We start from the raw sequence: 26,845 nt of genomic DNA on the forward strand, positions 1-26,845 counted from the left end.
TCCGCTCGGGGGGGCTCCGACGCGGACAATGGCTCCTCACGGTGTGGGGCGGCTCCACGGGCGTGCTTGTTCGAACGCGCGAGCGGCTCGCAGGAGCAGTGCGTCGGAGTGTCGCGGCCCCACGATCTGCAGCCCGATCGGAAGGCCGTCGGAGGTGAAACCGCACGGCACGCTCGCGGCGGGCTGCTGGGTCATATTGAACGGGTAGGTGAACGGGGTCCAGCTGGTCCACCGGGGCTGCTGGGATCCGGGCGGAACTTCGAGTCCGGCTTCGAACGGGCGGATTCCCACGGTCGGGGTGAGCAGCAGGTCGTAGGTTTCGTGGAAGGCGCCCATGCGCTGGCCGAGGAGCATGCGGGTGTTGGTCGCTTCGAGGTAGTCCTGCGCGGAGTAGGTCAGTCCTTGCTCGCAGATCTCGCGTAGTCCGGGGTCCAGCTGGGCGCGCTGCTGGTCGGAGAGGTGCTCGATGGATTTGGCGGCGCCGGCGAACCACAGCACGTGAAAATCTTCGACCGGGTCGGCGAATCCGGGGTCGGCGTTCTCGATCGAGGCGCCGAGCTGTTCGAACACTCGGACGGCGGCGGTGACCGAGTCGGCGATCTCGGGATCGACCGTGGCGAATCCGAGATCGGTGCTGAAAGCGATCCGCAGGCCGTGCACGCCGGTGTCGAGGCCGTCGAGGAACGACGTGGTGGGTGGTTCCAGCGCGGACCAGTCCCTGCTGTCCGGTTCGGACAGCACGTCCATCAGGAGGGCGGTTTCGGTGACGGTGGTGGTCATCGGTCCGGCGTGGGCCATCGTGCCGTACGGGCTGGCGGGGTAGTGCGGGATGCGCCCGTAGGTGGGTTTGAGGGTGCAGATGCCGCAGAAAGCGGCCGGGATCCGTACCGAGCCGCCACCGTCGGTGCCGATGGCCAGCGGAGCCATGCCGAGGGCGACGGCGGCCGCCGCGCCGCCGCTGGAACCGCCCGCGGTGCGGGAGGGGTCCCACGGGTTGCGGGTGATGCCGGTCAGAGGGTTGTCGGTGACGCCCTTCCAAGCCAGCTCGGGTGTGGTGGTCTTACCGACGAAGACCCCGTTGTGTTCGCGCATGCGGGCGACGGTGGGGGCGTCGACGGTCCATTTCTGGTTGGGGTCGACGTTGCGGGAGCCGCGTCGGGTGGGCCAGTCGCGGGTGAGGAAGATGTCCTTGATGGAGATCGGTACGCCGTCGAGCTTGCCCTGGGGGAGACCTTGTTGCCAGCGTTGCTCGCTGGCACGGGCTTGGCTGAGCGCGCGTTCGGCGTCGATCAGGCAGAAGGCGTTGACCTTGTCGTCGGCCTCGTCGATGCGTCGCAGGGTGGCTTCGGTCGCTTCGACCGGGGAGAGTTCACCGGTCGCGAAGCATTCGAGCATGCGAGTGGCGGTGAGGTCGGCGGCTGTGGTTGCGGTGTTTTCGGGGTTCGAGCCGTCCGGTCCCGGAGTGGTGGGGTTAGACGGGGGTTGGACGGCTTTCGCGGTCTCCACCATTACTTCTGCTCCGATCCGCTGACGTAACCACGTTCTTTGTCGACGACGTTGCGCAGAGGCCGTGCATCGAGGTAGCTGCGCAGGTTCGTGCAGAACAGTTCGACCAGTTCGTCGGTCCAGCCCACGGTGTCGCCGGACATGTGGGGTGAGACCAGCACGTTGGGCATCTCCCACAGTGGAGAGGCGTCGGGGAGGGGTTCGGTGTCGAACACGTCGAGCGCTGCCCCGGCCAGCCGCCCGGCGGTGAGTGCTTCGACCAGGTCCTCTTGTACGACGAGTTCGCCGCGGCCGACGTTGATCAGGCGGGTGGTCGGTGTGAACGCAGCGAGCGCCGTGGCGTTGATCAGTCCCTTGGTCTGCTCGGTCAGCGGTGCGGCGAGGACCACGTAGTCGAATTCGGCGAGTACGTCGGTCAACCGGTCGGAGCAGTACACGTCTCCGAAGTCGGGGTCACCGTCCCGTGCGACGCGGCCGGCGCCGTTCACGCGCATGCCGACTGCCGAGAGCTGGCGGGCGATCGCGCGGCCGATCGGGCCGGTGCCGACGACCAGGACCCGTTTGTCCTCGATTCGTTCGGTTTCCCGGTGGCGCCATTCCTTGCGGTCCTGAAGTCGCACGCTGCCGTGCAGGTCCTTGGCGAAGGAGAGGATCGTGCCGAGGACGTATTCGGCCATGGGCCGGTCGAACACTCCGCGTGAGTTGGTCAGCGCGACGTCGGAATGGATCAGTTCGTCGAACAGCAGTCGGTCCACGCCTGCGCTGGCCGCGTGTATCCAGCGCAGGGAGTCGGCGGCGGGCCACGCGGCGGCGACCGCGTCGGATCGGAAGTGCCAGACGAAAAGTACGTCGGCTCCGGGTACGGCCTCGGGTAGTTCCTCACCGGTGGCGTAGCGAACCTCGGCGTGCTTTTCGATGTCGGCCATCGCGCTGGGGTGGGTGCCGTCGTGAAGGACGACGACGCGGGGGGGATTCGAGGTCATGACCTGCCTTCGAACTCGCGGGCGTGCGGACTGCGGCGGAACCGCTCCGGCCGAGGCATTGACACGCTATGAACCCCTCGTAGGATTGTCAACAATCCGCAGGTGCTCCCGCAGCCTGGTGTCGCTCCATCGAGGGAAGGCTGCGGGACGGCGGGTCTCCGGCCCCTACTGTGGGGCACGGCGTGGCCTCATCAGGGCGACGAGCCGAGACCGGTGCGCGGAGACCGAACAACTCGACTCACCCCCCAAGCTGAAACGGACATGAAGAATGCCCAGGTACTTGTCGATCACGTTGGAGCAACGAGGTGTCTCCTGCGTGGCCGAGCTGCTGGACAAGGACGCACCGAGGACCTGCGAGGCGGTGTGGCAGGCGTTGCCGCAAGCCGGGCCGGTGCACCACGCCAAGTACGCGCGCAATGAGGTCTACACGATGGTGCCCAGGTTCGCACCAGAGGAGCCCGGTCAGGAGAACCCGACCGTGACGCCGATTCCCGGTGACCTCGTGTACTTCTCCTTCGATAGCGGCATGCTCGATCGTGAGTTCAAGGAGGAGAAGGACATCGACGAGCTCTCCGGCGTCATCGACCTGGCGGTCTTCTACGGCCGGAACAACCTGCTGCTCAACGGTGATGTCGGGTGGGTTCCCGGCAACGTCTTCGGCTCGATCATCGAGAACCTCGGCCAGTTCGCGGAGGCGTGCAACGACGTGTGGCGCTCCGGCAGCGTCGGTGAGCGCCTCCGCTACGAACGCCACTCGGGGTGACGGGAGAAGCGGATGCCGCCACCTGACGGACTCGGGGCGGTGTCGGGACCGGAGCCGCAGCGCGGTGTCGGGGTGATCGCCCCGTTCGATCTCGCGATGGACCGAGAGCTTTGGCGGTGGACGCCGGAGAACGTGACGTTGTACGTGACCCGGACGCCGTTCGTGCCGGTGCCGATGAATGTCGAGATGGCGGCGATGATCGCGGACGAGTCGGCTATCCACAGCGCCACCCGCGACCTGCTGTCGCCGGAGCCGGAAGTGGTCGCCTACGCGTGCACTTCCGGCAGCTTCATCCACGGGGTGACCGGTGAACGCGGGTTGCTCAGGGTGATGCGGGAGGCGGGTGCCCCGGAGGCGGTGACCTCCTCCGGGGGGTTGGTGCAGGCGCTGGAGGTACTCGGCGTCAGTCGCATCGCGGTGGCCACGCCGTACGTGGAAAGCGTGACCGAGCGGTTGCACGGCTTTCTCGACGAGAACGGCATCAAGGTGGTCACGAGCGTTGGTCTGGGGCTGCTGGGCCAGATTTGGAAGGTCAATTACCAGCAGGTGGTCGACATCGTGCGATCGGCGGACCGGCCCGAGGCCGAGGCGATGTTGATCAGCTGCACGAATCTGCCGACCTACGAGATCATCGGGCCGCTGGAGCGGGAGCTGGGCAAGCCGGTGATCACGGCCAACCAGGTGACGATCTGGGCGGCGCTGCGCGCCATGGGGCTGCAGGCGGTGGCTCCGGATCAACGCTTGATGCAAGCGGCGCCGCTGGCTGCCTGATCAGCGTGTCGATCGAATCACGAATGCATTTACACCATATGGCAGCCCGGAACGGTGCGGTAACATTGTCGACAATCGACCGTCCGTTCCGGGGCTGGCTCGTTTCGTAACACCGTCATCCGATGGTGCATCACTTGACGTCGACAAAGGATGGAGCCTCCCGGTGTCGCACACCGTTGGAATTCTCTACCCCGGATACAGCGCCGAAGACGACTACCCGACCCTGGAGACATTGCTCGGGTCCGGGTACCGGCTTCCGCTGGTGCACACGCTGATGCGTGAAGACGCCCACCGCGTCGACGCGCTGCTCGATGTCGGCTCGGCCGATGTGCTCGCGGAAGGGGCCGAGGAGTTGCTCGGGGCCGGCGTGCAGTCGGTGATCTGGGCGTGCACCAGTGGCAGCTTCGTCTTCGGTTGGGACGGTGCCCGAGAGCAGGTCGACAAGCTCGGCGCGGTGACCGGACTGCCCACCTCCAGCACCTCGTTCGCGTTCGTGCATGCCGCCCAGCGGTTGGGGCTGGGCACGGTGGCCGTGGCGGCGACCTACCCCGGTGATGTGGCCGATCGGTTCGTCGATTTCCTCGCGTCCGCCGGGATCGAGGTCCGCAAACTTTCCAGCCGGGGCATCGTCACCGCCGCCGAGGTGGGAACGCTTCCCCGCGAGGAGGTGCTGGACTTCGCTGCCGCCAACGATGAGGTGGGTGCCGACGCGCTGCTCATGCCGGACACTGCGCTGCACAGCGTGGGGTGGCTCGACGACCTCGAACAGCGAGTGGGCAAACCGGTGCTGACCGCCAACCAGGTCAGCGCGTGGGAAGGATTGCGTCTGGCCGGAGACCAGAACGCGCATGAAGGACTGGGAACCCTGTTCCGCCAGGCACCGTGCGTGGGTGCCGGGAACGGCGAGAGGGGCGTTGCCCCGAACTGAGGAGGTGGTGTGCCGTGCTCGGAGTGGACGAACAGAAGCCAGGCGAATTAGAACCGGTGCAGCGCAAATCGACCGCGGCGATCGTGGCCGATCAGCTTCGTGCCGCGATCATGTACGGCTCGTTGCAGCCGGGCAGTCAGATGGGTGAGGCCGAGTTGGCCGCGCGTCTCGGCGTCAGTCGTGGTCCGTTGCGAGAGGCGATGCAGCGTTTGGTGCAGGAAGGGCTGTTGGAGAGCGAACCGCACCGGGGCCTGTTCGTCACCACCCTCGACGCGGGTGACGTGCACGACATCTACCTCGCTCGGCTGGCGGTGGAACGGGCCGCGTGTGAGCAGATCGTCCGTGGTCACCGGGTGGAGGCGGTCGCCGAGCTCACCGCGGCTCAGGCCAGGATCATCTCGGCCGCGGGCAAGGGAGACCTGATCGAGCTCAGTGATGCCGACCAGGAGTTCCACGAGACGCTGGTGCGCGTGTCGGGAAGTCCCCGGTTGCAGCGGATGGCTCAGACCCTGCTGGTGGAGAAGCGCATGTGCCTGACTGCGCTGCAGGACAAGTATCCGGCCGATGTGCAGGCGCTCGTCGACGAGCACGGCGGGTTGGTGGACGCCATCGAGGCGGGGGACGAGGAGCTCCTGCTGGCCCGGCTGGAAGGGCACATGAACGATGCCCTGCAGCGGCTCAACGTTTCCGACCTGAACTGATCGTTCGGAGTATTGGGGTCGCGGTGCCGAGGGGCGCACGCACGTGGGGGCTCGGCCCGAACCCGGGCCGAGCCCCCACGTGCTGTGATCACAGGCCGCCGACGGCGACGTACTTCGTTTCGAGGAATTCCTCGATGCCGACCTTGCCGCCTTCACGCCCCAGGCCGGAGTGCTTCACTCCGCCGAACGGAGCCGCGGGGTTGGACACCATGCCCTGGTTGAGTCCGACCATTCCGCTGTCGAGCGCCTCCGACATGCGCAGTCCGCGTTGCAGATCGCGGGTGTAGAGGTAGCTGACCAGCCCGTATTCGGTGTTGTTCGCCTTGTCGATGACGGTTTGCTCATCGGTGAAGGTGGTGATCGGTGCGACCGGCCCGAAGATTTCCTCGGTGGCCATGCGGGCTTCGACGGGCACGTTGTTGAGCACGGTCGGCTGGTAGAAGTAGCCGTCGCCGTCGCCCTTCTCGGCACCGACGACGACTTCGGCTCCCCGTCCGACGGCGTCCCGCACCAGTTCGTCGACCTTGCCGAGCTGGGTGGAGTCGATCAGCGGACCGACTTCGACCTCGTCGGTGACACCTCGACCGACCCGCATGTTCTGCATGCGTTCGGCCAGTTTGCGGGAGAACTCGTCTGCGACGTCTGCGTGCACGTAGAAGCGGTTGGCCGCGGTGCACGCTTCCCCGCAGTTGCGCATCTTGGCGAGCATGGCGCCGTCGATGGCCGCGTCCATGTCGGCGTCGTCGAAGACGATGAACGGTGCGTTGCCCCCGAGTTCCAGCGACACCTTGAGCACTTGCTCGGCGGACTGCTCGATGAGCTTGCGGCCGACCTCGGTGGAGCCTGTGAACGAGAGTTTCCTGGCGCGGCCGTCTCGGATCATCGGTTCCATCAGCCGGCCCGCACCTCGGGCGGTGACGACGTTGAGCACTCCGTCGGGGAGCCCGGCCTCGATGAGGATGTCGGCGAGGGCCAGCATCGACAGCGGGGTTTGGTGTGCCGGTTTGATGATCGAGGTGCAGCCTGCCGCGATGGCCGGGCCGATCTTGCGGGTGCCCATGGCCATCGGGAAGTTCCACGGGGTGATCAGCAGGCTGGGGCCGACCGGCTGGCGCATCACCAGGAAGCGGCCCTTGCCGTTGGGGGCGACGGCGTAGTCACCGTCGATGCGGACGGCTTCTTCGGCGAACCAGCGGAAGAACTCCGCGGCGTAGGTGATCTCCGCGCGTGACTCGGTGAGAGGTTTGCCCATTTCCAGCGTCATGAGCAGGGACAGTTCTTCGTGGCGCCGGGTGATGATCTCGTAGGCGCGGCGGAGGATCTCGCCGCGCTCGCGGGGCGGGTACTGGGCCCATGCGTGTTGTGCCTCGTTCGCGGCGGCCAGGGCTGCCAATCCGTCTTCAGGGCTGGCGTCGGCCACCGAGCACAGCGCCTTGCCGGTCGAGGGGTCCTCGACCTCGTAGGTCTTGTCGCCGCTTGCCGGGCGCCACTTGCCGCCGATCAGCAGCTGTTTCGGGGCTGCTTCGACGACGGTGGCTTCCTTCGGGTGCTGCTCGGTGGTGTTGGTTCGAGTCATCGTAAGTGGCGGACCCTTCTGTCGGCTGTCGTCGGCGGTGGACAGGACGCAGCGGTGATGGTTGCATGTCAGTCGAGATTGTCAACAATCCTACAGTTCGCCCGGTTACTACAGCTTGGAGTCGATCATGGCTGAGCTCTCGCCGCTGTTGAAGCAGGCGACGCCAGTGCTCGCCGCTCGCGGGGAAGGCGTCCACCTCTACGACGAGGACGGTCGCCGATTCCTCGACTTCACGGCCGGAATCGGGGTGACCAGCACTGGCCATTGCCACCCTCGGGTTGTCGAGGCGGCGCAACGCCAAGTGGGCACCCTCATCCACGGCCAGTACACGACGGTCATGCACCGTCCGCTACTCGAGCTCACCGAACGTCTCGGCGATGTCCTGCCGACCGGTCTGGATCGGTTGTTCTACCTGAACTCCGGAAGCGAAGCCGTTGAAGCGTCGGTCCGGTTGGCCAGGCAGGCAACCGGCCGCCAGAACATCGTCGCGTTCCAGGGTGGCTTCCACGGGCGCACGATGGGCGCAGGCGCGCTGACAACATCGGGGGTGAAAGTGCGCGCGGGTATCGGCCCGATGATGCCGGGCGTGTCCCACACCCCCTTCCCGGAGGCCTACCGGCACGGGTGGTCCGAAGCCGAGGCGGTGCGGTTCGCGCTGGCCGAGCTCGACCAGCACCTGCTGACGGTCACTGCGCCGCAGGACACGGCCGCGATCATCGTCGAGCCCGTGCTCGGTGAAGGCGGTTACATTCCGGCGCCCGCGGAGTTCCTGGCCGGATTGCGTGAGCGGGCTGACCGGCACGGCATCCTGCTGATCGCCGACGAGGTCCAGACCGGGGTGGGCCGTACCGGCATGTTCTGGGGTCACGAGCACTCCGGTGTGCGGCCCGACATTCTGATCACTGCGAAGGGCTTGGCCAGTGGTTTTCCGCTGTCGGCGATCGCGGCCGGCGCCGAGCTGATGTCTCGCGCGTGGCCGGGTTCGCAGGGCGGCACGTACGGAGGGAACGCGGTGGCCGCGGCCGCGGCGCTGGCGACCCTGGACGTGGTGCGGGACGAGGGGCTCGTCGACAACGCCGCCGAGCAGGGTGTGCACTTGATGGAAGGGTTGCGGAAGGTCGCCGCCGAGTTTCCGGTCATCGGCGACGTACGCGGCCGCGGGCTGATGGTGGGCAACGAGTTCACCACTCCGGACGGGCTTCCGGACACGGCCACGGCCACCCGTGCGCACCAGGCCGCGGCCGAGCGGGGCCTGCTGTTGTTGACCTGTGGTCCGCAGGGCAACGTGGTGCGGATGATCCCGCCGCTGGTGGTCAACTCCGAGCAGGTCGACGAAGCGGTGGGGCTGTGGTCGGAGGCTGTCAAGGCCGCGGTGTCGGGCTGATCGTGTCGTAGTGGTGCCCGGCCGACCGACCCGGGCACCACTACGAGCTTGTCGCCGTGCGCATCAATGCAGTCACCCGGGGAGATGGCCCGGCGGGGGTCTCGGCAGGTTTTCCATCCCGTTCCGGTAGCGGTGTGTACCGATGAACTCGGCCTCTGGGATGCTTCACGCCGAAGGTCGACACGGAACGTGTCGGCGAGTCGACTCCGCAGGTGTGAAGGTCATGAGTGATTGGTCGGCGAATCCGCCACCTAGGGGCCGACGGCCGCAGGGTCGCGGCTATGACTACTACCAGCAGCGATCCGCGCCACCGACCTCGCAGGCGGGTGGCAGGCCGCCGCCTCCTCCTCCGGGAGGGCAGCGGCCGCCGGCGGGTGGACCGCCACCGCGCCCGCCGCGCAAACCGAAGCGGTGGGGACGTCGTATCGGTGTCGCGCTCGGTGTGGTGGTGCTGCTGTTGGGTGGCCTGGTCGTCTACGCCGACAGTTTGCTGCAGCGGACCGCGGCACTGGATTACGAGGGCCGCAGTGCGGACACGCCTGGTGCCAACTGGTTGGTGGTCGGTTCCGACAGCCGGGAGAACCTGGACGCGGGCCAGCGGGAGGAGCTGTCGGCAGGTGATGCGGCGGGCCGCCGCACCGACAGCATGATGCTCATTCACATTCCGGCTGGTGGTGGGGACCCGGCGATGATCAGCCTGCCACGGGATTCCTACGTGCCGATTCCGGGGCACGGCAAGGACAAGCTCAACGCGGCGTTCTCCTACGGCGGTCCCCAGCTGTTGTCGCAGACCGTGGAGACGGTCACGGGTGTGCACATCGACCACTACGCCGAGATCGGTCTTGGTGGTTTCGCCGGCCTCGTCGATGCCGTCGGTGGCGTGGACATGTGCCTGGACAAGCCGATGAACGACCCGAAGGCGGACGTCAACCTGCAGGCGGGGTGCCAGGAGCTGGACGGGCCGGCAGCGCTCGGGTTCGCCCGGGCCCGCTACTCGCTGGAGGGCGGTGATCTGGAACGTGCTGAGAACCAGCGGAAACTTCTCGGGGCGTTGGTCGATCGGGGCACCAGCCCGACCACACTGCTCAACCCGTTCCGCTTGTTCCCGCTCGCCCACGCCGCGGGTGAGACGTTCCTGGTCAACGACGGTGACCACGTGTGGCACCTGGCGTCGTTGGCCCGGACGATGGGGGACATCAGCAGCGGCGAAGGTGTGACGACCAACGTGCCCTTCGGCGGTTTCGGAACCAGTTCCAGCGGCCAATCGGTCGTTCTGTGGGACAGCGAGAACGCGCTGCGGCTGTTCGGGGCGATCGAGAAGGATCAGCCGATCCCGCCGGATCTCATCGAGCAGTAGTTCGTGTCGATGCGGGCCTCCACCGGGTGTTCCGGTGGAGGCCCGTGCTCATGAGTTGCGCGGATGCGGGCGGTGGACCGCGTCGCGCGGTCGCTGCTTCATCGGGTGAAGCGTAGTAGCTGTGGGTAGCCGCCGTTGAAGCTGTTCTGGTCGCCGGGGAAGATGCCGCTGTTGTCGAACTGCCAAATCGTGTGAAAGTTCCAGCCGGCCGGGAGTGCTCCTAGGAAGTCGTTGTAGCGCGCCACCCAGAGCGGGTTGTTCCGGCCGAAGTGCGGGTTGGCGCCGGTGCACTCGTTCCACCAGTTCGTGGTGGTGTATATGGCGGGAAAGCGTCCGGTCCGTTGGTGGTAGGTGTTGCTGAAGTCGGCGAGCCAACGGGACATCTGCCGGGGATCCAGGCCGTAACAGGCGGGGCCGTAGGGGTTGTGCTCGATGTCGAGTGCACCGGGCAGGGTGCGCCCGTCGGGTGACCAGCCACCGCCGTGATCGACGAAGTAGTGGGCTTGGGCGGCTCCCGTCGAACGATCCGGCAGCGCGTAGTGGTAGGCGCCACGGACCATGCCCACCGCGTAGGAGCCGTCGTACTGCTGTGCGAAGTGGCTGTTGCGGAAGCCGGTTCCTTCGGTGGCTTTGACGTAGGTGAACCGGGCTCCGTCGGCCCAAGCCCGCCGCCAGTCAACATCGCCCTGATGGCCGCTGACGTCCATGCCCGCGACCGTTCCGGCCGGGAGGGTTCGGCCGCGCTGGCCCGAGCCGGGGCGGGTGGTGTCTATGCTGTAGCCGGCCCACGCTCCGTGCGGATCGTGCCGGTCCAGTCTCGGAGGAGAGCCAGTCGCCGCGGGGGACGCGTTCCCGTCGGATTTCGGAGCGTCGGTCGCCTCGGCGGTCCGCGCGCTCAGCAAGCCTGCGGCCATGATGGTCAGCGCGAGCACCATGGCGGCGGCTTTCCGGGGTGGGGTCGAGTGAACGTTGTGCGGAAGTACCACTGCGGATCGCCTCCTTGCGGGATGCGTGCTGCGTTCGTCGGTGCGTGCGCAACTGTGGCGACGCAGCGACGTCCCATGGTCATTCGCAAGGCGAAGGGTAACGGGAGGCGCGGCTTTCTTCGGGCATTCCTGCGGCGTTTCGTCCGGTCTCGCCCATCGGTACCAGCGATGTGGCCGCGTCGTGTACGGAGCCCGCGGCGACCCACATCGTGTGATCCGGACCTCCCGATTGGATTCTCCTCCCGTACTCGGGTACGCCTCGGGGCATGGCACAGCGAACAGGTGGCCCGGGAGGCGCACGACGTGGTGATCGAGGAGGCCGGGGGGCGCGTCCGGCCGGTGGGCGACGAGACGCGAACGGTCTCCGCGACGAGCTGCGGGCTATGGACGGAAGCAGTTACGGGCGCTACAAGTCGTTGACCGGTACGTGGTCGTTCGGTGATTTCGAGCTGGAGGTCCAGCGCGTGCAGCCGGATCCGTACGCGCCGGCCAGCCGCTGCGAAGTGCGGGTACCGGCTCGGATCGCGGACTTCCCGGAGTCGTTGCGGTCCACTCCGGTGCGAGCGCGCGCGTTGGCGGACTTCGTGCTGCGGGCGATCGACCGCCGGTTGAAGGACAGCCGGTTGCGGGTCGATGCGGGCAAGCAGCAGGTGATCGAGCGCAGCGCTTGCCGCATCGTGGACGGCGACGTGCTGTTGCGGGTGGGGATCGACATGCCCGGACGCGGCCGCACGATCGACGGGAAGGCGGCTGAACGGGCGTTGTGCACGGACCTGCCGGAGGCGGTCGAGGGTGCGTTGCGGTATGCGACGGCCGACCAGCAGAAGCTGGGCGAGTTCGTGGACTCCGTGGAGGACACCGACGCGTTGCGGGAGCAACTGCGGGAGCGGGGACTGGTTGCCTTCGTCGCCGATGGCGCGCTGCTGCCGCGTCGCAGCGGCATCGACGACCGGCCGCTCGAGGGTGGCGTCACGTTCACCTCGCCGGAGTCGTTGCGGGTGCAGATGCGGGTGCCGCATCGGGGCACGATCAGCGGCATGGGCGTTCCGGAGGGCATCACCCTGATCGTGGGCGGTGGTTTTCACGGAAAGTCCACGCTGCTGCGGGCCCTGGAGAACGGCATCTACGATCACGTTCCCGGTGACGGCCGGGAGCTGGTGGTCTCTCGTGCCGACACCGTCAAGGTGCGTTCGGAGGATGGCAGGCGGGTGCATCGGGTCGATGTCAGCCCCTTTGTCAGTCACTTGCCTACCGGCGCCGACACCACGGACTTCTCCACCGAGAACGCATCCGGATCGACGTCGCAGGCGGCTTCGATCGCCGAGTCGATCGAGGCTGGGGCGGGTGTTCTGCTGGTCGACGAGGACACCGCCGCGACGAACCTGATGATCCGGGACGCCCGGATGCAGGCACTGGTCGCCAAGGAGTCCGAGCCCCTCACTCCGTTCGTGGACCTGATCCGCCCGTTGCACCGTGAGCTCGGCGTGTCGACGGTGCTGGTCATGGGCGGTTCGGGTGACTACATGGACGTGGCCGATCGGGTACTGATGATGGATTCCTACGAGGCGCACGAGGTCACCGAGCAGGCGCGAGCACTATCGGAGAAGTCGACCGGACGGCACTCCGAAGCCGACTGGTTCCCCCGCGTGCGCAACCGCGTGCCGGATCCGCGCGGGCTTGCGGGGGACAGGCCGAAGATTCGTTCGCGGGGGCGGGAGGCCCTGACCGTGGGCGAATCGACGGTGGACTTGCGGGCCGTGGAGCAGATCGTCGACCCCAGCCAGGTCACCGGGATCGGCCTGGCCTTGGTGACCTGCGCTCGGTCGGGGCTGCTGGATGGCAAGCGGACGGTCGCCGAGGTGCTCGATGCTTTCGACGCCGAGGTCGCCGCCGACGGGGTGTTGGCGGTCGATCCACGTCACGTGGGTGATTTCGCGGTACCGCGTCGCCACGAACTCGCCGCTGCGCTCAACCGGCTGCGGACCTTGGAGATTTCGGCTTTCCGCGACTGAAGCGACCTGGGTCGGTTTGCTGCCGGCGATCGCGGGGCATCACCGGGGAAAGCAGTGTTGATGTGTTGCCCCCGGGAGGTGGTCGCGATGGTCGGCTCTGCCGAGCGGGCCGATGAGAGCTATCGCGATCGGCGCCACGCGGGCCGGGTTCTCGCGCGGAGTGTGGCCGATCGGGAGCTGGTCGAACCGGTAGTGATGGGACTGGCTCGGGGCGGAGTGCCGGTGGCCGCCGAAGTGGCTGCCGCGCTGCAGGCCCCGTTGCGGGTGGCGGTCGCCCGCAAAATCGGGGCACCGGGACAGCCGGAGCTGGCGTTGGGGGCGGTAGCTGCGGAAGGTCCGCCGTATTACGACGAGCCGTTGCTGCGGGCTTTCCACCTGGATGAGGAGTCGCTGACCGGTTCGTGTGAGCGGGAGCGCGCTGAAGCCCGTCGCCGTGAGCGGGCTTATCAGCAGGGGACCGCGTTGCCGCTGGCCGGTCGCGACGTTGTGCTCGTCGACGATGGGTTGGCCACCGGGGCTACCGCCCGAGCTGCGGTGCGGATGCTGCGGACGGTGAACCCGCGCAGCATCATGTTGGCCGTGCCGGTCGGGGCGCCGGATGCGGTGACCGCGTTGCTGGAGGAGGCCGACCGGGTCATCTGTGTGCTGCAGCCGGTGGCTTTCAGCGCGGTGGGGCAGTGGTACCAGGACTTTCGGGCTACCACGGACGAGGAGATCCTGGACATCCTCCGCGAAGTCGCGGTGTGAGGCGAAACCTGCCGGTGGGTGGAGACGGGGCTTGAGTCTGGTGAGTTCTTGTGATCGAGCGACCCGTATTCGACGTGGCGGGCCAGCGCGCTGTCACTGATCGTGGTCGCCAGGGGCGTAGCGGTTCCAGTTGCCTCCGGCCTCGGTCAGGACGCGGGTGGTGTGCTTGTCATGGAAGCAGCATGAATTGGCGTAGCGCTGAATGCGCCCCCCGCCGAGATCAGGATTCGCGGATACGGAGTCCGGTAGGGGTGAAAAGGGTGTGGCACTCGGGACAAGTCAGGCCAGCTGCGGTCTCGTACACGCGCACGCTGCGGCAGTGCCCGCACACCCAAGCCCGGTAGGCAGCGCCCGGCACTTCGGGATGCGGCGGGACTGGATCCTCGGCCCACAGTTCCAGAGCGGTGACGATCTCCCGGTGGCGGACCTCGCCGATGCGCTTGCACTGCCACAAGGCGTACTCGTCGGCCTGCAGCGCGGATTGCAGGTCCTCTACACAGCGGTAGCCCTCACGCTGCAGCAGGTTGATCAGCCCCTCAGCCAACCAAGTCCGTAGCACCGTCACCGGGGTCTTGCCCGACTCATCGAGCGTGCGTGCACTGTCTCCCATGCACCTATGATCCCTGCCGAGATCGCATCATGACCGTGAAACCCGCAGATCGGACTGATGGCCTGCGGCAACACGGAACTGCCCCGGGCTTTCCTCCTAACCCGGCCGAGGCGCGATCGCCCCGGAGAATCCGTCTCAGCGCTTCATGATTTCGCGTCCTGGGGTGTTTACGAGGTAAACACCCCAGGACCACCGAGCGGTGGCTCACTTGTCGAAAACTACATGGTGCACTCGGTGTTCTACTGCGTCGCGAACATGCCCGGCGCCGTGGCCGACACGTCGACCAACGCCCTCACCAAATGTCACCCTTCCCTACGCGGTGGCGCTGGCCGACAAGGCTGGAAGCAGGCTCTTGCCGACGACAAGGTGCTGGCTCGGGCCTGAACACCCACACCGGTGCGCTCACCTGCGCGCCCGTCGCCCGGGCCAACGGCCTGGATTTCACCCCGGTGACAGACCTGCTCGCCTGAGCAACGGGATTCGCCGCTGCGCGTCGTCCAGTTTCTGCTCGAGGACGACGCGTAGCCGGCTTTCAGATGACCACGACCCGGCGCCCGCGCGTGTGACCGGCATGGCTGTCGATGTGCGCCGCCGCGGCATCGGCGAGCGTGTACGACTTCTCGACCGGGATGTGGAGCTTTCCCCGCGAGATGAGGTCAACGGCCTCGGCGAGCGCTTCCGGCACGCTCCCGGCCACGCCGGAGAATCGGACGCCGAGCTGCGGCGCACCGAGATCGGCGATGGAGATCACCTTCTGCGGATCACCGGTCAACTCGACGAGCTCGCTGATCACACCCGAACCGGCCAGATCGAGAGCTGCGTCGACACGGCCGAGCTGCCGCACCTGCTCGACCCATCCGTCGCCGTATGTCACGGCGACGGCACCCAGGCTACGCAGATAGTCCTGGTTCGCGGCCCCAGCCGTGCCGATCACCGTGATGCCGCGGTCGCGGGCGATCTGCAGCACCGCCGAACCGACTCCCCCGGACGCACCACTGGCCAGCAGCGTCTGCCCGGACTGCACATCGACCTCGCGGATGATGCGCAGCGCGGTCTCCACCACGGAGGGGTACCCGGCCGCCTCTTCGAACGCCAGCCCCTCGGGCATACGGGCCCAGGCCGACAGCACGGCGAACTCGGCATAGGTGCTCGAGCCTTCGCCGAACACGTGGTCGCCGACCTCGACCCCTTCAACGCCCTCGCCGACCTCGTCCACCACCCCGGAGGCGTCGAGCCCGACTCCGGCGGGCAACTCGATCGGATGGACCTCCTGGAACTGGCCTTCACGGACCCTCCAGTCGTGGGCGTTCACGCCCGCCGCCCGCACGGCGATGCGTACCTGTCCAGGGCCCGCGTGGGGCTCCTCGGCGTCTACGAGTTGCAGAACGTCCGGACCGCCGAACTTGGCGAAGCTCGCTCTCTTCATGTCGCCGACCGTAACGCTAACGGTTAGTGTTTAACAACTGATACGCCTTTGTACCTGATAGCTTTAAGGGATGACTGTGCCGTCCGGACGCCGTGAGCGTAAGAAGGCCGCGACCCGCCAGAAGATCGCTGACACCGCCCTGGGGCTCTTCCTGGAACGCGGGTACGACGCAGTGGGCATCCGTGACGTGGCCGCTGAGGCCGACGTGGCCGTCACCACGCTCTTCTCCCACTTCGCCTCGAAAGAGGCCCTGGTGTTCGAGCAGGACGAAGACTTCGAGCAACGCCTCACGCAGGCGGTCACCGGCCGGGTGGCGCACGAGCCGCTCATCCCTGCGCTGCGCCGCGAGATCCAAGCCCTGGTGCGACATTGCACGGCGGAGGGCGCCGCACCGATCTGGCGCATGGTCGACGAATCACCCGCCCTGCGGGAATACGAAGAGTCGATGAGGCTGCGTCATGCAGAGGCGCTGGCAACGGCCATCGCCGCCGATCTCGACCTGTCACAGACCACAACGGCCTGCCGGACGATCGCGAAGTTCGTGATCGACGCCCATTCGCTGGCCCGTGAGGCGGCCGATCCGGAGGCCGCGGTGGACGAGATCTTCCGGATGATCGAGGCGGCCTGGGCCGTCACCTGATGGGCGAACGACTGTTCCTCCAGGAAAGGCACCTGCCCATGCCAGCCGCTGATCCGCGAATCCTGGAGCCGATGCTCCCCTGCTCTGCGGCACGACTCCGACCCGCCTCGACGCGTAGACCTCTGTAGGCGATCCAGGCGGCTACGACTGCACCGATGAAGGCCGCTTGCAGCCGGCGTGGGTGAAGGGGCTTGAGGAACATTCGTTCCGAATCGTGCGCTAGAGGACTTGAGCGTCGGTAGTTATCGCGGATAAGCAGGCGGAGTCACCGACCATGCAGCCGGGTGTTCTCCCAGGGGCGGCGAGCGCACTACCGCAGATAATCACCAACTACCTGCGGAACTATCCCAATGGCGAAACCGCATCAGCCGTCATACGGCACCTACCAGCACGATCAACGCTTAGCGCACGATCCTGCATGGATGTTTCCTCAGGAGACGGCGGGCTCTACGCGGTGCTGCTGCTTCGTCGATGCCCCGCCCGCCGACAGGCCACCGTGCCAGAAACACCGGCCGTCAGCGTCTTCGAGTTGTCGAACCGGCCCGCGGTCTGGAGTCGGCTGACGTTTCGTTCCGTAGGTATGCCGGACCCCGGGCGGTCGCCGCACCTGCCCGGGGTCCGAGGGCTCATTCGGAGGCGTCGGGTTTGTCGCCGGGCTGTGGTGGCTCCGGGCGCAACACCTCGGGGTCGTCATCGGCGGGCGGCTCGGCGTCCAACGCCTCCTCGGCCCGCGTGGGGTGGCCTCCGCGCAGGAATCCCTCCATCTCCTTCTCGAGGGCGTCGTCGTGTGCCGGACCGTGCTTGTCGCTGCCGCGCTCCACGCCGGCCTCCTTTCGTCGACATTGCCTCACGCACGGCGTACCCACCTGTTGGGCGAGATATTCCCAAACTTTGAAGTTAGGGAAACTAAAGACCTAGACTCTTCCGGGTGACCTCCGATCTCACGCGTTCCCCAGCGGAAGTAGCAGTACAGGGGAGCGCGCGACATCGGCTCTCCCGCGGTCTCATCGCCGCGATCACCTTCGGCAGCGTCCTGCAGGCGCTCAACGCCTCGACGATGGCCGTGGCGCTGGTCGACATCCGCGAGCAGTTCCAGGCCGGCGCGGCCATTTCCTGGTTGATCTCGGGTCTCTACCTCGCGACCGCCGTCGGTTCTCCGGCTGCCGGCAGGCTGGCCGATCTTTACGGCCCGCGCCGCATCCTGCTGGTGTGCTTGGCCCTGACCCTGGTCTCCTCGGTCGCCGCACCGTGGTCACCGAGCCTCGGCTGGCTGATCGTGTTCCGCACGCTGCTCGGAGTCGGCACCTGCGCGGCCTTCCCCGCCGGACTGGCACTGCTGCGTTCGGAGTCCGACCGGCTGGGAATCACATTGCCCGCTGCGGCACTGAGCGCGCTGACCATCGGCGGGCAGGTGATGATCGCGCTGGGCCCGGTGCTCGGCGGGGTGCTGGTGCAGTACTGGGGTTGGCCGGGAATCTTCCTGGTGAACGTGCCGCTTGTCGGGGTGGCGACGGTGATGTCGCTGATCTGGTTGCCCCGGGACGCGGCCACGCGGTCCACGGCATCGCGCTCGGTGTTGCGCACGCTCGATCTCGTCGGCTCTGTGCTGTTCACCGGCGTCATCGCGGTCGTGATGCTGTTCCTGTTGTCGCTGTCAAGGCAGCCGCAGTGGTGGTGGCTTCCGATCCTGGTGGTGCTGATCGCGGTGTTCGTCCGGTGGGAGCGGCGCGCCGAACAGCCGTTCCTCGATGTCCGCTCGCTCGCGCGCAACCGGGCCTTGTCCACCACCTACGCGCGCACCTGCCTGACCTACGTCGCCTTCTACCTGGTGTTCTTCGGCTTCCCGATGTGGCTGCAGAGCGGCCGTGGGTTGCCACCCGGCCAGGTGGGGCTGGTGGTGTTGCCGATCGCGCTGGTGGCGATGGGGGCCGTGGGCGTCTCGGCCGCGGTGTTGCGTCGGGTCGGGTACCGGCCGGTGTTGATCGCGGGGTCGGTGCTGCTGCTGGTTGGTGGCGCGGGGGTGATGCTGCTCGACCACAGCAGCGCGGTGCTTTCCCTGGTGCTGGTGGCCGCACTGTTCGGGTTGCCGAACGGGTTCAACAACATCGGTAACCAGACCGCGCTCTACCAGCAGGCGGCGGCGGCCGATGCCGGAGTCGCCGCTGGTCTTTACCGCACCTCCCAACACGTGGCGGCGACCATCGCCGCGGCTGTCATCGAACTGTGCTTCGCGGGTGGCGTCGACGATGCCGGTGTCGGCAGGCTCGGCGCGGTGATCGTGCTCATCGGCGCGTTGCTGCTGGCGGGGATGGCCGCGGGGAGTGTGCGCGGTTGGTGGCGACGCACCCGGCCGACGTCTTCTCGTGACACCCCGTGACCATGCGGAGGCCCGTGGTCCCGTCTGCATGGTCACGTGCGGCACGATGCCGGGATCGATCGGGACGAACTCCACCGCTGTCATCGAGGAGCGAACGCATGAGCACCACCGACCGGTTCCGCACCGCTGTCGAAGAACGTGACCTGGATGCCGTGACCGATTTGTTCTCGGCTCAGATCCGGTTCTTCAGCCCCGTCAAGTTCACTCCGTTCGAGGGCCTGCCGATGGTGCGGGGGTTGTTCGGGGTGCTGCTGCGAACGTTCGAGGAGTTCCGTTACGTCGGCGAACTCGACGGCAGTGCGCAAACGAGCGCGGAGCAGGACCCGGAACCCGCGCACCTGCTGATGTTCCGGGCGAAGATCGCGGGCAAGGAGGTCCACGGCATCGATCTCCTCCAGTTCGACGACCGTGGGCTGATCGACGAGTTCACCGTGATGGTGCGGCCGATGTCGGGATTGGCCGCCCTCAGCGACGCGGTCCTGGCCGGGCTGCGGGCCGACGGCCTGGTCCCGGATGCCGCCGAACTCGGCTGAGGCCGGCCGGTCCGGTCGCGCCGGTCCGGGTCAGCGCCTGCGGAACTGCCGCCGCGATGCCGCACCGCACGGAAGGTCAAGATCGAGACGTGATACGACGTACCGGTGAACAGCAGTGTTGGTGATTCCTCGGCCGCCTTCGAGTCCTTGCTCAGTTCGTTGTTCGACGCGCACGCGTCGGATGAGCGGACGGGGTTGGGCTCGGCGCAGGTGGGAAGTGCCGGGGGGATCGGGATTGGCGAGCTGCTGGACGCCCAGGCGCACGACATCCTGTCCACGGCCATCCAGGCCACGGTGGAGTGGGGAAACCGGGAGCTCGACAGCACGCATTTGTTGTGGGCGGTGACGCAGGTGCGGTCCACCGCCGAGATGCTGGCCGATTCCGGTGTGCAGGTGGACGAGCTGGCCGCGCGGGTGCGCACGGTCGTCGGCACCTTCGACGGGACGCCACAGGCCGGGAAGTGGCGCAGGCCCGTCCTGTCGGCCACGGCGCGGCGCGCGTTGATGGGGGCGCATCAGCAGGCCGTCGGGGAGGGCGCGGAGGCGGTGGGGGCGCGGCACGTGCTGCTGGGGCTGGCCACCGATGCCGATTCGGTGGCCGGTCGGGCGTTGGCCCGGGCCATCGAGCGCGGTGAGCGCTCGCGGGGGGCGGGCCCCACCTCCGGCGCGTCGAACAGCACTCCCCGGTTGGACGAGTTCGGTCTGGACATGACCGAACTGGCCGGGTCGGGCAAGCTCGATCCGGTGGTCGGCCGGGCGGAGGAGATCGATCAGGCCATCGAGGTGCTGGGGCGGCGTTCGAAGAACAATCCGGTGTTCATCGGCGATCCCGGCGTGGGCAAGACGGCGATCGTGGAGGGATTGGCCCAGCGCATCGTCGACCGGGAGGTGCCGTGGCCGCTGGCGGGAAAACGGCTGGTGTCGCTGGATCTGGCCGGGATGGTCGCCGGTGCGAAGTACCGGGGCGAGTTCGAGGAGCGGTTCCGGGATGTGATGAACGAACTCCGCAAGCACCGCGACGAGGTGGTGGTGTTCATCGACGAGTTGCACAGCATCGTGGGTGCCGGTGCGGGGGAGGGCACCATGGACGCGGGCACGATGTTGAAGCCGGCGTTGGCACGGGGGGAACTGCACCTGATCGGTGCCACCACGGTTGAGGAATATCGCAAGCACATGGAGAAGGACCCGGCGTTGGAGCGGCGGTTCCAGCCGGTTCTGGTGCCCGAACCCACCGTGGAGGACACGGTGCAGGTGTTGCGGGGTTTGCGGGAGCGCTATCAGCGCCACCACCGGGTGCGCATCGATGACGAGGCGCTGCGGGCCGCGGCACGGCTGTCGCAGCGGTATCTGACCGACCGGTTCCTGCCGGACAAGGCCGTCGATCTGCTGGATCAGGCGTGTTCGCGGGTGCGGCTGCGTCGGGGCGGTTCGGTTCGAGAGGCGTTGGCGGAGGAACCGAGTGTCGAGCCCAACGACATCGCCGATGTGGTCTCCCGGCGCACGGGGATTCCGGTGTCGGACCTGACCGCGGCGGACAAGCAGCGGTTGTTGAATCTCGAACGGCATTTGCAGGACAAGGTCATCGGCCAGGATTCGGCGGTGCGGTCGGTCTCGGAAGCGGTACGGCGGGCACGCGCCGGACTCGGCGACCCGGAGCGTCCGATCGGGAGTTTTCTGTTCCTGGGTCCGACGGGGGTCGGCAAGACCGAGCTGGCGCGTGCGCTGGCACGGGCGCTGTTCGGCGACGCCGACCGGATGATCCGCTTCGACATGGGGGAGTTCCAGGAGAAGCACACCATTTCACGTCTCATCGGTGCGCCACCCGGCTACGTCGGCTATGGCGAGTCGGGCCAGCTGACCGACCGAGTGCGGCGCCAGCCCTACTCGGTGTTGTTGCTCGACGAGGTCGAGAAGGCGCATCCGGACGTGTTCAACACGTTGCTGCAGCTGCTCGACGCGGGCAGGCTGACCGATTCGCAGGGTCGGGCGGTCGACTTCCGCAACACGGTGGTGATCATGACCTCCAATATCGGTGCGGATCGGATTCTCGACGGAGCCACCGGCCCGGCCGCGTCGGAAACGCCTCCGGAAGCTCTGCTGGAAGACTTGCGGACGTTCTTCCGTCCCGAGTTCATCAACCGCATCGACGAGGTCATCGTCTTCGCCGCGCTAGGTGCTCCCGAGCTGCGGGAGATCGCCGCCTTGCTGTTGGAACGCACTTACGATCAGCTGCTGGCCCAGGGTGTGCGGCTCGAGGTGACCGAAGCCGCCGTGGAGTGGTTGGCCCAGCGGGGCTACGATCCGCAGTTCGGTGCGCGCCCGTTGCGTCGGACGATTCAGCGTGAGCTCGACAACCGGTTGGCCGAGCTCGTTCTCGAGGGGGCGTTGCCCACCGGCAGCAGGGTGCTGGTGGAGGTGCTGGCCGAGGAGCTGTCGCTGGAGGTGGGTCCGGCGTGGGAGCCGTTCGGCGGTGGCCGCCACGCCGCACCACGTGGGGAAGGTCAGCACGTGTTCGGTTGATTCCCGTACGTTCACTCCGGGATCCTGATGTTGTGGACAAAGATCACGCAGCGACCTTCGACCTGATCGGCGAGCGATACGAAAAGGAGTTCACCGAGCGTGCGCAGCAGTACCGCGCCGGTGAATGGGTGTTGGAACGATTGCCGCAGGGGGCGGCGGTACTGGATCTCGGTTGTGGCACGGGCGTTCCGACGGCCCGGCAGTTCGCCGATGCCGGGGTGGACATCGTCGGTGTCGACGAGTCGGAACGCATGCTGGATGTGGCGCGCAAACACGTCCCGCAAGCGCGGTTCGTCGCTGGGGATATGCGCAACGTCGATGTCGTCGACGGTGAGTTCGACGCGGTGGTGATGTTCTTCGCGTTGCTGATGCTCTCGCGCGCCGAGATCGGCGAGGTGTTGCGGGCGGTGCGGCAACGGTTGCGCGGCCCGAAGCTGGTGTCTCTGAGCATGGTCTACGGGGACTTCGACTCGTTCCCGATCAACTTCATGGGGGTCTCCATGGAGGCCACTGCCTACCCCACGGATGAGCTTCTCGACGTGGTGCGGGAAGCGGGGTTCCGGATCGAATCGATGTGGGAGGCCGACAGCGGCGTGGAGCGTGATCGCGTGGAGCACCACATCTTCGTGTGCGCTTCGGTGGACGAGGGTGCTGTGGACGACGCCTCGGCATGATCCCGATCCGGCACCGAACGGGTGCCGGACGTGCGTGGCGGGGTCGGAGTGATCGTTTCGCGGTGGTGACCGTGGGGTATGCCGGAGTCGGCACGTTCGCCCCGCCCACGAGCATCCGATGCGGAAGGAGGCCGCGCCGATGGCGCGCACTCTCGCCCACAAACTCATCGACTCGCATCTGGTCGACGGACAGATGACTCCGGGGGAGGAAGTGGCCATCGCCATCGACCAGACCCTCACCCAGGACGCGACGGGCACGCTGGTGATGCAGGAACTCGAAGCGTTGGGGTTGCGCCGGGCCCGGACCGAGGCCAGCGTCCAGTACGTCGACCACAACCTGCTGCAGACCGACGAGAAGAACGCCGAGGACCACGAGTTCCTGCGTTCGGCGTGCCTGCGCTACGGGCTCTGGTACTCGCAGCCCGGCAACGGTGTCTCGCACCCCACGCACATGCAGCGATTCGGGATCCCCGGCAAGACGATGGTCGGCTCGGATTCGCACACGTGCGCTGCCGGTTCGTTGGGGATGCTGGCCATCGGGGTGGGCGGCCTGGAGGTGGCGATGGCCATCGCCGGGCAGCCGCTGCGGGTGCGGATGCCCGAGATCTGGGGCGTGCGTCTGACCGGGCGGCTGCCCGAGTGGGTTTCGGCCAAGGACGTCATCTTGGAGATGCTGCGCAGGCACGGTGTGTCCGGCGGGGTGAACCGCATCATCGAATACCACGGCCCCGGGCTGGAGGGGCTGTCGGCGATGGATCGGCACGTCATCGCGAACATGGGTGCCGAGCTGGGAGCGACGACCACGGTGTTCCCCGCCGACGACGCCGTGCGTTCGTTCCTGCGTTCGGAGGGCCGTGAAGCCGACCACGTGGAGCTGGCGGCTGATCCCGGCGCGCGCTACGACGTCGAGGACCACATCGATCTGTCCGAACTGGAGCCGCTGATCGCCCGCCCCTCCGCCCCGGACAAGGTAGTGCCGGTGCGTGAGGTGGCGGGCACCGATGTGGGTCAGGTCGTCATCGGTTCCTCGGCCAATCCCGGGTTGCGGGACTTCGCGGTGGCCGCTGAAGTGGTGCGTGGTCGGCAGACCGACCGCAGTGTCAGTTTCGACATCAACCCGAGTTCGCGGGAGATCTTCGCCGATCTCACCCGCATGGGTGCGACCTTCGATCTCATCGCGGCCGGCGCGCGCATCCATCAGTCCGGGTGCATGGGCTGCATCGGGATGGGCCAGGCACCGGCGGTGGGCCAGAATTCCCTGCGTACCTTCCCTCGCAATTTCCCGGGGCGTTCGGGAACGCGGGAGGATTCGGTCTGGTTGTGCTCGCCGGAAACCGCGGTTGCCGCGGCGTTGCACGGGCGGATCGTCGATCCGCGCACGCTCGGCGAGGCTCCGGTGGTGTCGCTACCTGAGGTGGCGGCGGTCAACACGGACATGTTGGTGGCCCCCTTGCCGGAGGACGAGGCGGTGGGTGTCGATCTGATCAAGGGCCCCAACATCTCGGCGTTGCCGGAATTCTCCCGGCCTCCGCAGGACCTGCGGGGTCCGGTGCTGCTCAAGGCCGGTAATGATGTTTCCACCGACGAGATCTCACCTGCCGGTGCGGCGGCGTTGCCATTGCGGTCGAACGTTCCGAAATTGGCGGAGTTCACCTTCACCCGCATCGATCCGGACTATCCCCGGCGCGCCAGGCAGGCGGAGGGCGGACATCTGGTCGTCGGTGGCGAGAACTACGGGCAGGGGTCCTCGCGGGAGCATGCGGCGATCACACCGCGGTACCTCGGGTTGCAGGCGGTGGTGGCCAAGTCGTTCGCCCGCATCCATTGGCAGAACCTCGCCAACTTCGGGATCGTGCCATTGGAATTCGCCGATCCCGTCGATTACGACGGCATCGACACCGGGGACGAGCTGTTGGTCGAGGGACTACGGGATGCGCTGGTCGGCTCCGGGAAGACGACTGTGCGCAATACCACGAAGGGGGACTCCTTCGCGGTGGTTCACCGACTGTCACCGCGACAGGTCGAAGCTGTCCTTGCGGGGGGAGTGATTCCGCTACTCGCTTCCGGACGGTGACCGGAACGCGGGTTCTCGACGCTGGTATTGGGCACGACCACCGGCCCGGAACAAACGGAAAGAAACTTCAAAAGCGCAAGGTGTCACCCGAAAGTGCGGCCTCTTGTTGGCTGTCTCGGATGCTTCTACGGTGGAAGGTGCGGTTGAGCAGCCAGCCACGAAGACCAGCCCACCGCTGGTGGGAGCAACGAGTTCTTCTCGGAACCGTGGCCGCCGGCCGTAGAAGTCGACCGGAACCGAGGGGGTTCTACGCGGCCATCGGCCTGACCCGACAGGGAGGGAACATGATCCTTTCCAAACCGAGCACGACCTCCATTCCGCACCGCCGGGCGGGCACCGCACCTCCCGCCGAACTGCCAGCCGACGAGACAGCGGAGGTGGTGGCGCCCCGTCAACCCGGTGATCCGGTCACCGCGGAGCCGATATTCACCCGCGGCATGCACCTGACCGTGGAACGACCTCAACCTGGTGTGGTCGTAGTGCGCATCAGAGGTGAGATCGACCTCGCCTGCGTTCCGCGCTTGACCGAACTGATCCGTCAGCGCCTGACGGCCGCCGTGCTGCGGCGACTCGTGCTGGATCTGTCCGAAGTGACGTTCTGCAGCACAGCCGGTTTAGAACTCGTTCTGCACGCGCAGAACCGTTCCGAGCAGCGCGGCATCCCGATGTCGATCGTCTGTGGCCACGGTGCCGTGCGACGGCTGCTGGAATTGACCGCTCTCGAATCCCGGTTCGACTGCCAGGACAGTGTCGCCGAAGCCTTGGCCGAGCAGCCCGACTGATCCTCGACGCGTCAGGGCCCGCCGGTTCACGCGTCCGCTTCGGCGTGCGCATGCCGAGGCTCAACAGGACGACGGCAAGACGAGTTCGGCGAGTAGCTTCGACCATGTTTCGTCATCCTCGCCGTGAGCGGATGCCACGGGCACGCGACGTGGACCGCGACATCGTCGGCGGCCATGACCCGCCCGGCCGCTTCCAGAACCGAAGACGACGATGCGCCCTTTCCGCCCGGAATGCGCAGACCGCGCAGTTCACGGCCGTATGACATCGACATCTATGTGCAGCACGATCGGCCCCGGTGGCAACACACCGGGGCCGATGTCTGCCACCGGCAGTCGCCGAACCCCGGGGGTGGCCAGGTAGTCCATCCTCGCCGGGCCGGGATCACGGCCGATCGACCAACAGCGTCCGCCGCTCGTCGATCGGCCGCAGCCCGAGCGGTCGCGCAGCAAATCGGGGCCCGGGGCTCGGCTCGAACTCCACGGTGTGGCCCGCCCATCCGCCGGGCCGACGCGATCCCGGGGGACCGAGCGGGCTCGAACGGTCTCCGGTGGTGCACGGGCCCGATACGGTGCGCACGGTCCGGCCACGACGCACGCGAGCCCCCGGGGGGGGTGAGTCGAGAGTGGACGGGCACCAATGTGGCGCTCTGCGAGGTGAGGCCGCCACGACCGCGAAAATGGGAGGACACGTGACCGCACAGCAGCAGGCGTTCACCATGGCCATCGACGGCGTCGAACCCGACGTGGCACCGGAGGCGTGGGTGGCGCCCGGAGCTACGTTGATCGGCCGGGTATGGCTGCACGCCGGTGCGAGCGTCTGGTACGGAGCCGTGCTTCGCGGTGACACCGAGAACATCAGCATCGGAGCGGACAGCAACATCCAGGACGGGTGCGTGGTGCATGCCGACCCTGGCTTCGCCGCGACAGTGGGCGAGCGGGTCACGGTGGGGCACCGTGCGGTGCTGCACGGCTGCACCGTTGGCGACGATGCGCTGATCGGGATGGGCGCGGTCCTGCTCAACGGTTCGTCGGTCGGCGCCGGTTCGCTGGTGGCCGCCGGTGCCGTCGTGCTGGAAGGCACCGAGATCCCACCTGATTCGCTGGTGGCCGGAACCCCCGCCAAGGTGCGCAGGTCGTTGACCGACGAGGAGCGTTCCGGGCTGCGATTGTCGGCCGAGACTTACGTCGCCAATGCCGACCGGCACCGAAACGCGTTGGCCGAACAGTCGATCGAGGGCTGATGCACGTCATGCCTTGGTCGCACCCGCCGATGGGTGTGACCAAGGCATGTTCGCAGCAAAACCCGTTCTTGCCGGGGGCGAGCTTGGAGTGTCGGCCCCGGTCTCATCGGAGATGTCGGGGCCGGGATGTCCGGAGACGGAGATCTTCGGCTGGCCGCACGCATCGAGCGGTCAGCGCTGCGGCGGCTGCTGCCTCGAGAGGGTCGACTGCGGGTGGCGCATCACCGTGCGTGCCCGCTCCATTTCGCGGGCCA

At 67.3% G+C, this 26,845-nt stretch carries 24 protein-coding genes; 17 read left to right on the forward strand and 7 right to left on the reverse strand.

The genetic code is table 11. The annotated features are described in order from the left end of the window. Nucleotides 1–36: 36 nt before the first annotated feature. Together ACYVAN_RS13780 and ACYVAN_RS13785 are read right to left on the reverse strand one after the other, a co-directional pair. Nucleotides 37–1,509, reverse strand: coding sequence for an amidase (locus tag ACYVAN_RS13780; protein ID WP_460959511.1), 1,473 nt, complete (start codon nt 1,507–1,509; stop codon nt 37–39). Next, entirely contained in the window at nt 1,509–2,489 is a 981-nt protein-coding gene (locus ACYVAN_RS13785) for a D-2-hydroxyacid dehydrogenase (RefSeq protein WP_460959513.1), read from the reverse strand. Before ACYVAN_RS13785 ends, ACYVAN_RS13780 begins: the two co-directional genes overlap by 1 nt. A gap of 268 nt (nt 2,490–2,757) precedes the next feature. Between ACYVAN_RS13785 and ACYVAN_RS13790 the strand changes: the two genes are divergently transcribed. The 4 genes from ACYVAN_RS13790 to ACYVAN_RS13805 all read left to right on the forward strand — a co-directional run bounded on the left by ACYVAN_RS13790 (nt 2,758) and on the right by ACYVAN_RS13805 (nt 5,652). After that, a complete protein-coding gene (locus ACYVAN_RS13790) occupies nt 2,758–3,252 on the forward strand; it encodes a DUF3830 family protein (RefSeq protein WP_460959515.1) in 495 nt (164 codons plus the stop codon). Between the two features lie 12 nt (nt 3,253–3,264). Beyond that, on the forward strand, nt 3,265–4,023 hold the full coding sequence (locus tag ACYVAN_RS13795; RefSeq protein WP_460959517.1) for a maleate cis-trans isomerase family protein: 759 nt from the start codon (nt 3,265–3,267) through the stop codon (nt 4,021–4,023). A 163-nt stretch (nt 4,024–4,186) separates the two neighbouring features. Then, nucleotides 4,187–4,951: a maleate cis-trans isomerase family protein gene (locus ACYVAN_RS13800; RefSeq protein WP_460959519.1), complete on the forward strand. Its 765-nt coding sequence runs from the start codon at nt 4,187–4,189 to the stop codon at nt 4,949–4,951. A 14-nt stretch (nt 4,952–4,965) separates the two neighbouring features. Then, nucleotides 4,966–5,652, forward strand: coding sequence for a GntR family transcriptional regulator (locus ACYVAN_RS13805; protein WP_460959521.1), 687 nt, complete (start codon nt 4,966–4,968; stop codon nt 5,650–5,652). Between the two features lie 88 nt (nt 5,653–5,740). Here ACYVAN_RS13805 and ACYVAN_RS13810 read toward each other — a convergent pair whose 3' ends face one another. Continuing rightward, the gene (locus ACYVAN_RS13810; protein ID WP_460959523.1) at nt 5,741–7,228 is read right to left on the reverse strand and encodes an NAD-dependent succinate-semialdehyde dehydrogenase; all 1,488 of its coding nucleotides are present in this window, start codon (nt 7,226–7,228) and stop codon (nt 5,741–5,743) included. 127 nt (nt 7,229–7,355) lie between these two features. Here ACYVAN_RS13810 and ACYVAN_RS13815 point away from each other — a divergent pair, with 127 nt between their 5' ends. Then, nucleotides 7,356–8,612, forward strand: coding sequence for an aspartate aminotransferase family protein (locus ACYVAN_RS13815; protein ID WP_460959525.1), 1,257 nt, complete (start codon nt 7,356–7,358; stop codon nt 8,610–8,612). Between the two features lie 223 nt (nt 8,613–8,835). Next, a complete protein-coding gene (locus ACYVAN_RS13820) occupies nt 8,836–9,969 on the forward strand; it encodes an LCP family protein (RefSeq protein ID WP_460959527.1) in 1,134 nt (377 codons plus the stop codon). 98 nt (nt 9,970–10,067) lie between these two features. Here the strand turns inward: ACYVAN_RS13820 and ACYVAN_RS13825 are convergent, their stop codons facing one another. Then, the gene (locus ACYVAN_RS13825) at nt 10,068–10,955 is read right to left on the reverse strand and encodes a lysozyme (protein ID WP_460959529.1); all 888 of its coding nucleotides are present in this window, start codon (nt 10,953–10,955) and stop codon (nt 10,068–10,070) included. A gap of 266 nt (nt 10,956–11,221) precedes the next feature. Between ACYVAN_RS13825 and ACYVAN_RS13830 the strand changes: the two genes are divergently transcribed. Further along, complete coding sequence (locus ACYVAN_RS13830) at nt 11,222–12,967, forward strand: ABC-ATPase domain-containing protein (protein ID WP_460959531.1); 1,746 nt, start codon at nt 11,222–11,224, stop codon at nt 12,965–12,967. A gap of 87 nt (nt 12,968–13,054) precedes the next feature. Next, nucleotides 13,055–13,714 carry a phosphoribosyltransferase gene (locus tag ACYVAN_RS13835; RefSeq protein ID WP_460959533.1) on the forward strand — a complete coding sequence of 220 codons (660 nt, stop codon included), beginning with the start codon at nt 13,055–13,057 and terminating at the stop codon, nt 13,712–13,714. A 220-nt stretch (nt 13,715–13,934) separates the two neighbouring features. Here ACYVAN_RS13835 and ACYVAN_RS13840 read toward each other — a convergent pair whose 3' ends face one another. Beyond that, entirely contained in the window at nt 13,935–14,324 is a 390-nt protein-coding gene (locus ACYVAN_RS13840; RefSeq protein WP_460959535.1) for a hypothetical protein, read from the reverse strand. A 234-nt stretch (nt 14,325–14,558) separates the two neighbouring features. Between ACYVAN_RS13840 and ACYVAN_RS13845 the strand changes: the two genes are divergently transcribed. After that, complete coding sequence (locus tag ACYVAN_RS13845; RefSeq protein WP_460959537.1) at nt 14,559–14,708, forward strand: hypothetical protein; 150 nt, start codon at nt 14,559–14,561, stop codon at nt 14,706–14,708. 148 nt (nt 14,709–14,856) lie between these two features. Here ACYVAN_RS13845 and ACYVAN_RS13850 read toward each other — a convergent pair whose 3' ends face one another. Beyond that, nucleotides 14,857–15,750, reverse strand: a complete 894-nt coding sequence (locus ACYVAN_RS13850) for an NADP-dependent oxidoreductase (protein ID WP_460959539.1) — start codon at nt 15,748–15,750, stop codon at nt 14,857–14,859. A 76-nt stretch (nt 15,751–15,826) separates the two neighbouring features. On the opposite strand from ACYVAN_RS13850, the gene ACYVAN_RS13855 reads away from it, so the two are divergent. Beyond that, the gene (locus ACYVAN_RS13855; RefSeq protein ID WP_460959541.1) at nt 15,827–16,390 is read left to right on the forward strand and encodes a TetR/AcrR family transcriptional regulator; all 564 of its coding nucleotides are present in this window, start codon (nt 15,827–15,829) and stop codon (nt 16,388–16,390) included. A gap of 626 nt (nt 16,391–17,016) precedes the next feature. Here the strand turns inward: ACYVAN_RS13855 and ACYVAN_RS13860 are convergent. Beyond that, complete coding sequence (locus ACYVAN_RS13860) at nt 17,017–17,211, reverse strand: hypothetical protein (RefSeq protein WP_460959543.1); 195 nt, start codon at nt 17,209–17,211, stop codon at nt 17,017–17,019. A 107-nt stretch (nt 17,212–17,318) separates the two neighbouring features. On the opposite strand from ACYVAN_RS13860, the gene ACYVAN_RS13865 reads away from it, so the two are divergent. The 7 genes from ACYVAN_RS13865 (at nt 17,319) to ACYVAN_RS13895 (ending at nt 26,591) form a co-directional block, all read left to right on the forward strand. Then, a complete protein-coding gene (locus ACYVAN_RS13865) occupies nt 17,319–18,767 on the forward strand; it encodes an MFS transporter (protein ID WP_460959545.1) in 1,449 nt (482 codons plus the stop codon). 98 nt (nt 18,768–18,865) lie between these two features. Further along, on the forward strand, nt 18,866–19,300 hold the full coding sequence (locus ACYVAN_RS13870) for a nuclear transport factor 2-like protein (RefSeq protein WP_460959547.1): 435 nt from the start codon (nt 18,866–18,868) through the stop codon (nt 19,298–19,300). Between the two features lie 105 nt (nt 19,301–19,405). Beyond that, nucleotides 19,406–21,820: an ATP-dependent Clp protease ATP-binding subunit gene (locus ACYVAN_RS13875; protein ID WP_460959549.1), complete on the forward strand. Its 2,415-nt coding sequence runs from the start codon at nt 19,406–19,408 to the stop codon at nt 21,818–21,820. Between the two features lie 32 nt (nt 21,821–21,852). Beyond that, complete coding sequence (locus tag ACYVAN_RS13880) at nt 21,853–22,494, forward strand: class I SAM-dependent DNA methyltransferase (RefSeq protein WP_460959551.1); 642 nt, start codon at nt 21,853–21,855, stop codon at nt 22,492–22,494. A gap of 139 nt (nt 22,495–22,633) precedes the next feature. Then, nucleotides 22,634–24,568 (forward strand): aconitate hydratase, encoded by a 1,935-nt coding sequence (locus ACYVAN_RS13885; RefSeq protein ID WP_460959553.1) that lies wholly within the window; start codon nt 22,634–22,636, stop codon nt 24,566–24,568. 284 nt (nt 24,569–24,852) lie between these two features. Beyond that, on the forward strand, nt 24,853–25,350 hold the full coding sequence (locus ACYVAN_RS13890; RefSeq protein ID WP_460959555.1) for an STAS domain-containing protein: 498 nt from the start codon (nt 24,853–24,855) through the stop codon (nt 25,348–25,350). A gap of 689 nt (nt 25,351–26,039) precedes the next feature. Then, nucleotides 26,040–26,591, forward strand: a complete 552-nt coding sequence (locus tag ACYVAN_RS13895) for a gamma carbonic anhydrase family protein (RefSeq protein WP_460959557.1) — start codon at nt 26,040–26,042, stop codon at nt 26,589–26,591. Nucleotides 26,592–26,845: the final 254 nt, after the last annotated feature.

The organism is Parasphingorhabdus pacifica (assembly GCF_054779195.1).

Excerpts from the sequence above, each read along its gene's own strand:
- ACYVAN_RS13795 (WP_460959517.1), top strand. The coding sequence starts at position 3,265 with ATGCCGCCACCTGACGGACTCGGGGCGGTGTCGGGACCGGAGCCGCAG.
- ACYVAN_RS13870 (WP_460959547.1), top strand. The coding sequence starts at position 18,866 with ATGAGCACCACCGACCGGTTCCGCACCGCTGTCGAAGAACGTGACCTG.
- ACYVAN_RS13835 (WP_460959533.1), top strand. The coding sequence starts at position 13,055 with ATGGTCGGCTCTGCCGAGCGGGCCGATGAGAGCTATCGCGATCGGCGC.
- ACYVAN_RS13790 (WP_460959515.1), top strand. The coding sequence starts at position 2,758 with ATGCCCAGGTACTTGTCGATCACGTTGGAGCAACGAGGTGTCTCCTGC.
- ACYVAN_RS13815 (WP_460959525.1), top strand. The coding sequence starts at position 7,356 with ATGGCTGAGCTCTCGCCGCTGTTGAAGCAGGCGACGCCAGTGCTCGCC.
- ACYVAN_RS13810 (WP_460959523.1), bottom strand. The coding sequence starts at position 7,228 with ATGACTCGAACCAACACCACCGAGCAGCACCCGAAGGAAGCCACCGTC.
- ACYVAN_RS13820 (WP_460959527.1), top strand. The coding sequence starts at position 8,836 with ATGAGTGATTGGTCGGCGAATCCGCCACCTAGGGGCCGACGGCCGCAG.
- ACYVAN_RS13830 (WP_460959531.1), top strand. The coding sequence starts at position 11,222 with ATGGCACAGCGAACAGGTGGCCCGGGAGGCGCACGACGTGGTGATCGA.
- ACYVAN_RS13890 (WP_460959555.1), top strand. The coding sequence starts at position 24,853 with ATGATCCTTTCCAAACCGAGCACGACCTCCATTCCGCACCGCCGGGCG.
- ACYVAN_RS13785 (WP_460959513.1), bottom strand. The coding sequence starts at position 2,489 with ATGACCTCGAATCCCCCCCGCGTCGTCGTCCTTCACGACGGCACCCAC.
- ACYVAN_RS13840 (WP_460959535.1), bottom strand. The coding sequence starts at position 14,324 with ATGGGAGACAGTGCACGCACGCTCGATGAGTCGGGCAAGACCCCGGTG.
- ACYVAN_RS13885 (WP_460959553.1), top strand. The coding sequence starts at position 22,634 with ATGGCGCGCACTCTCGCCCACAAACTCATCGACTCGCATCTGGTCGAC.
- ACYVAN_RS13780 (WP_460959511.1), bottom strand. The coding sequence starts at position 1,509 with ATGGTGGAGACCGCGAAAGCCGTCCAACCCCCGTCTAACCCCACCACT.
- ACYVAN_RS13850 (WP_460959539.1), bottom strand. The coding sequence starts at position 15,750 with ATGAAGAGAGCGAGCTTCGCCAAGTTCGGCGGTCCGGACGTTCTGCAA.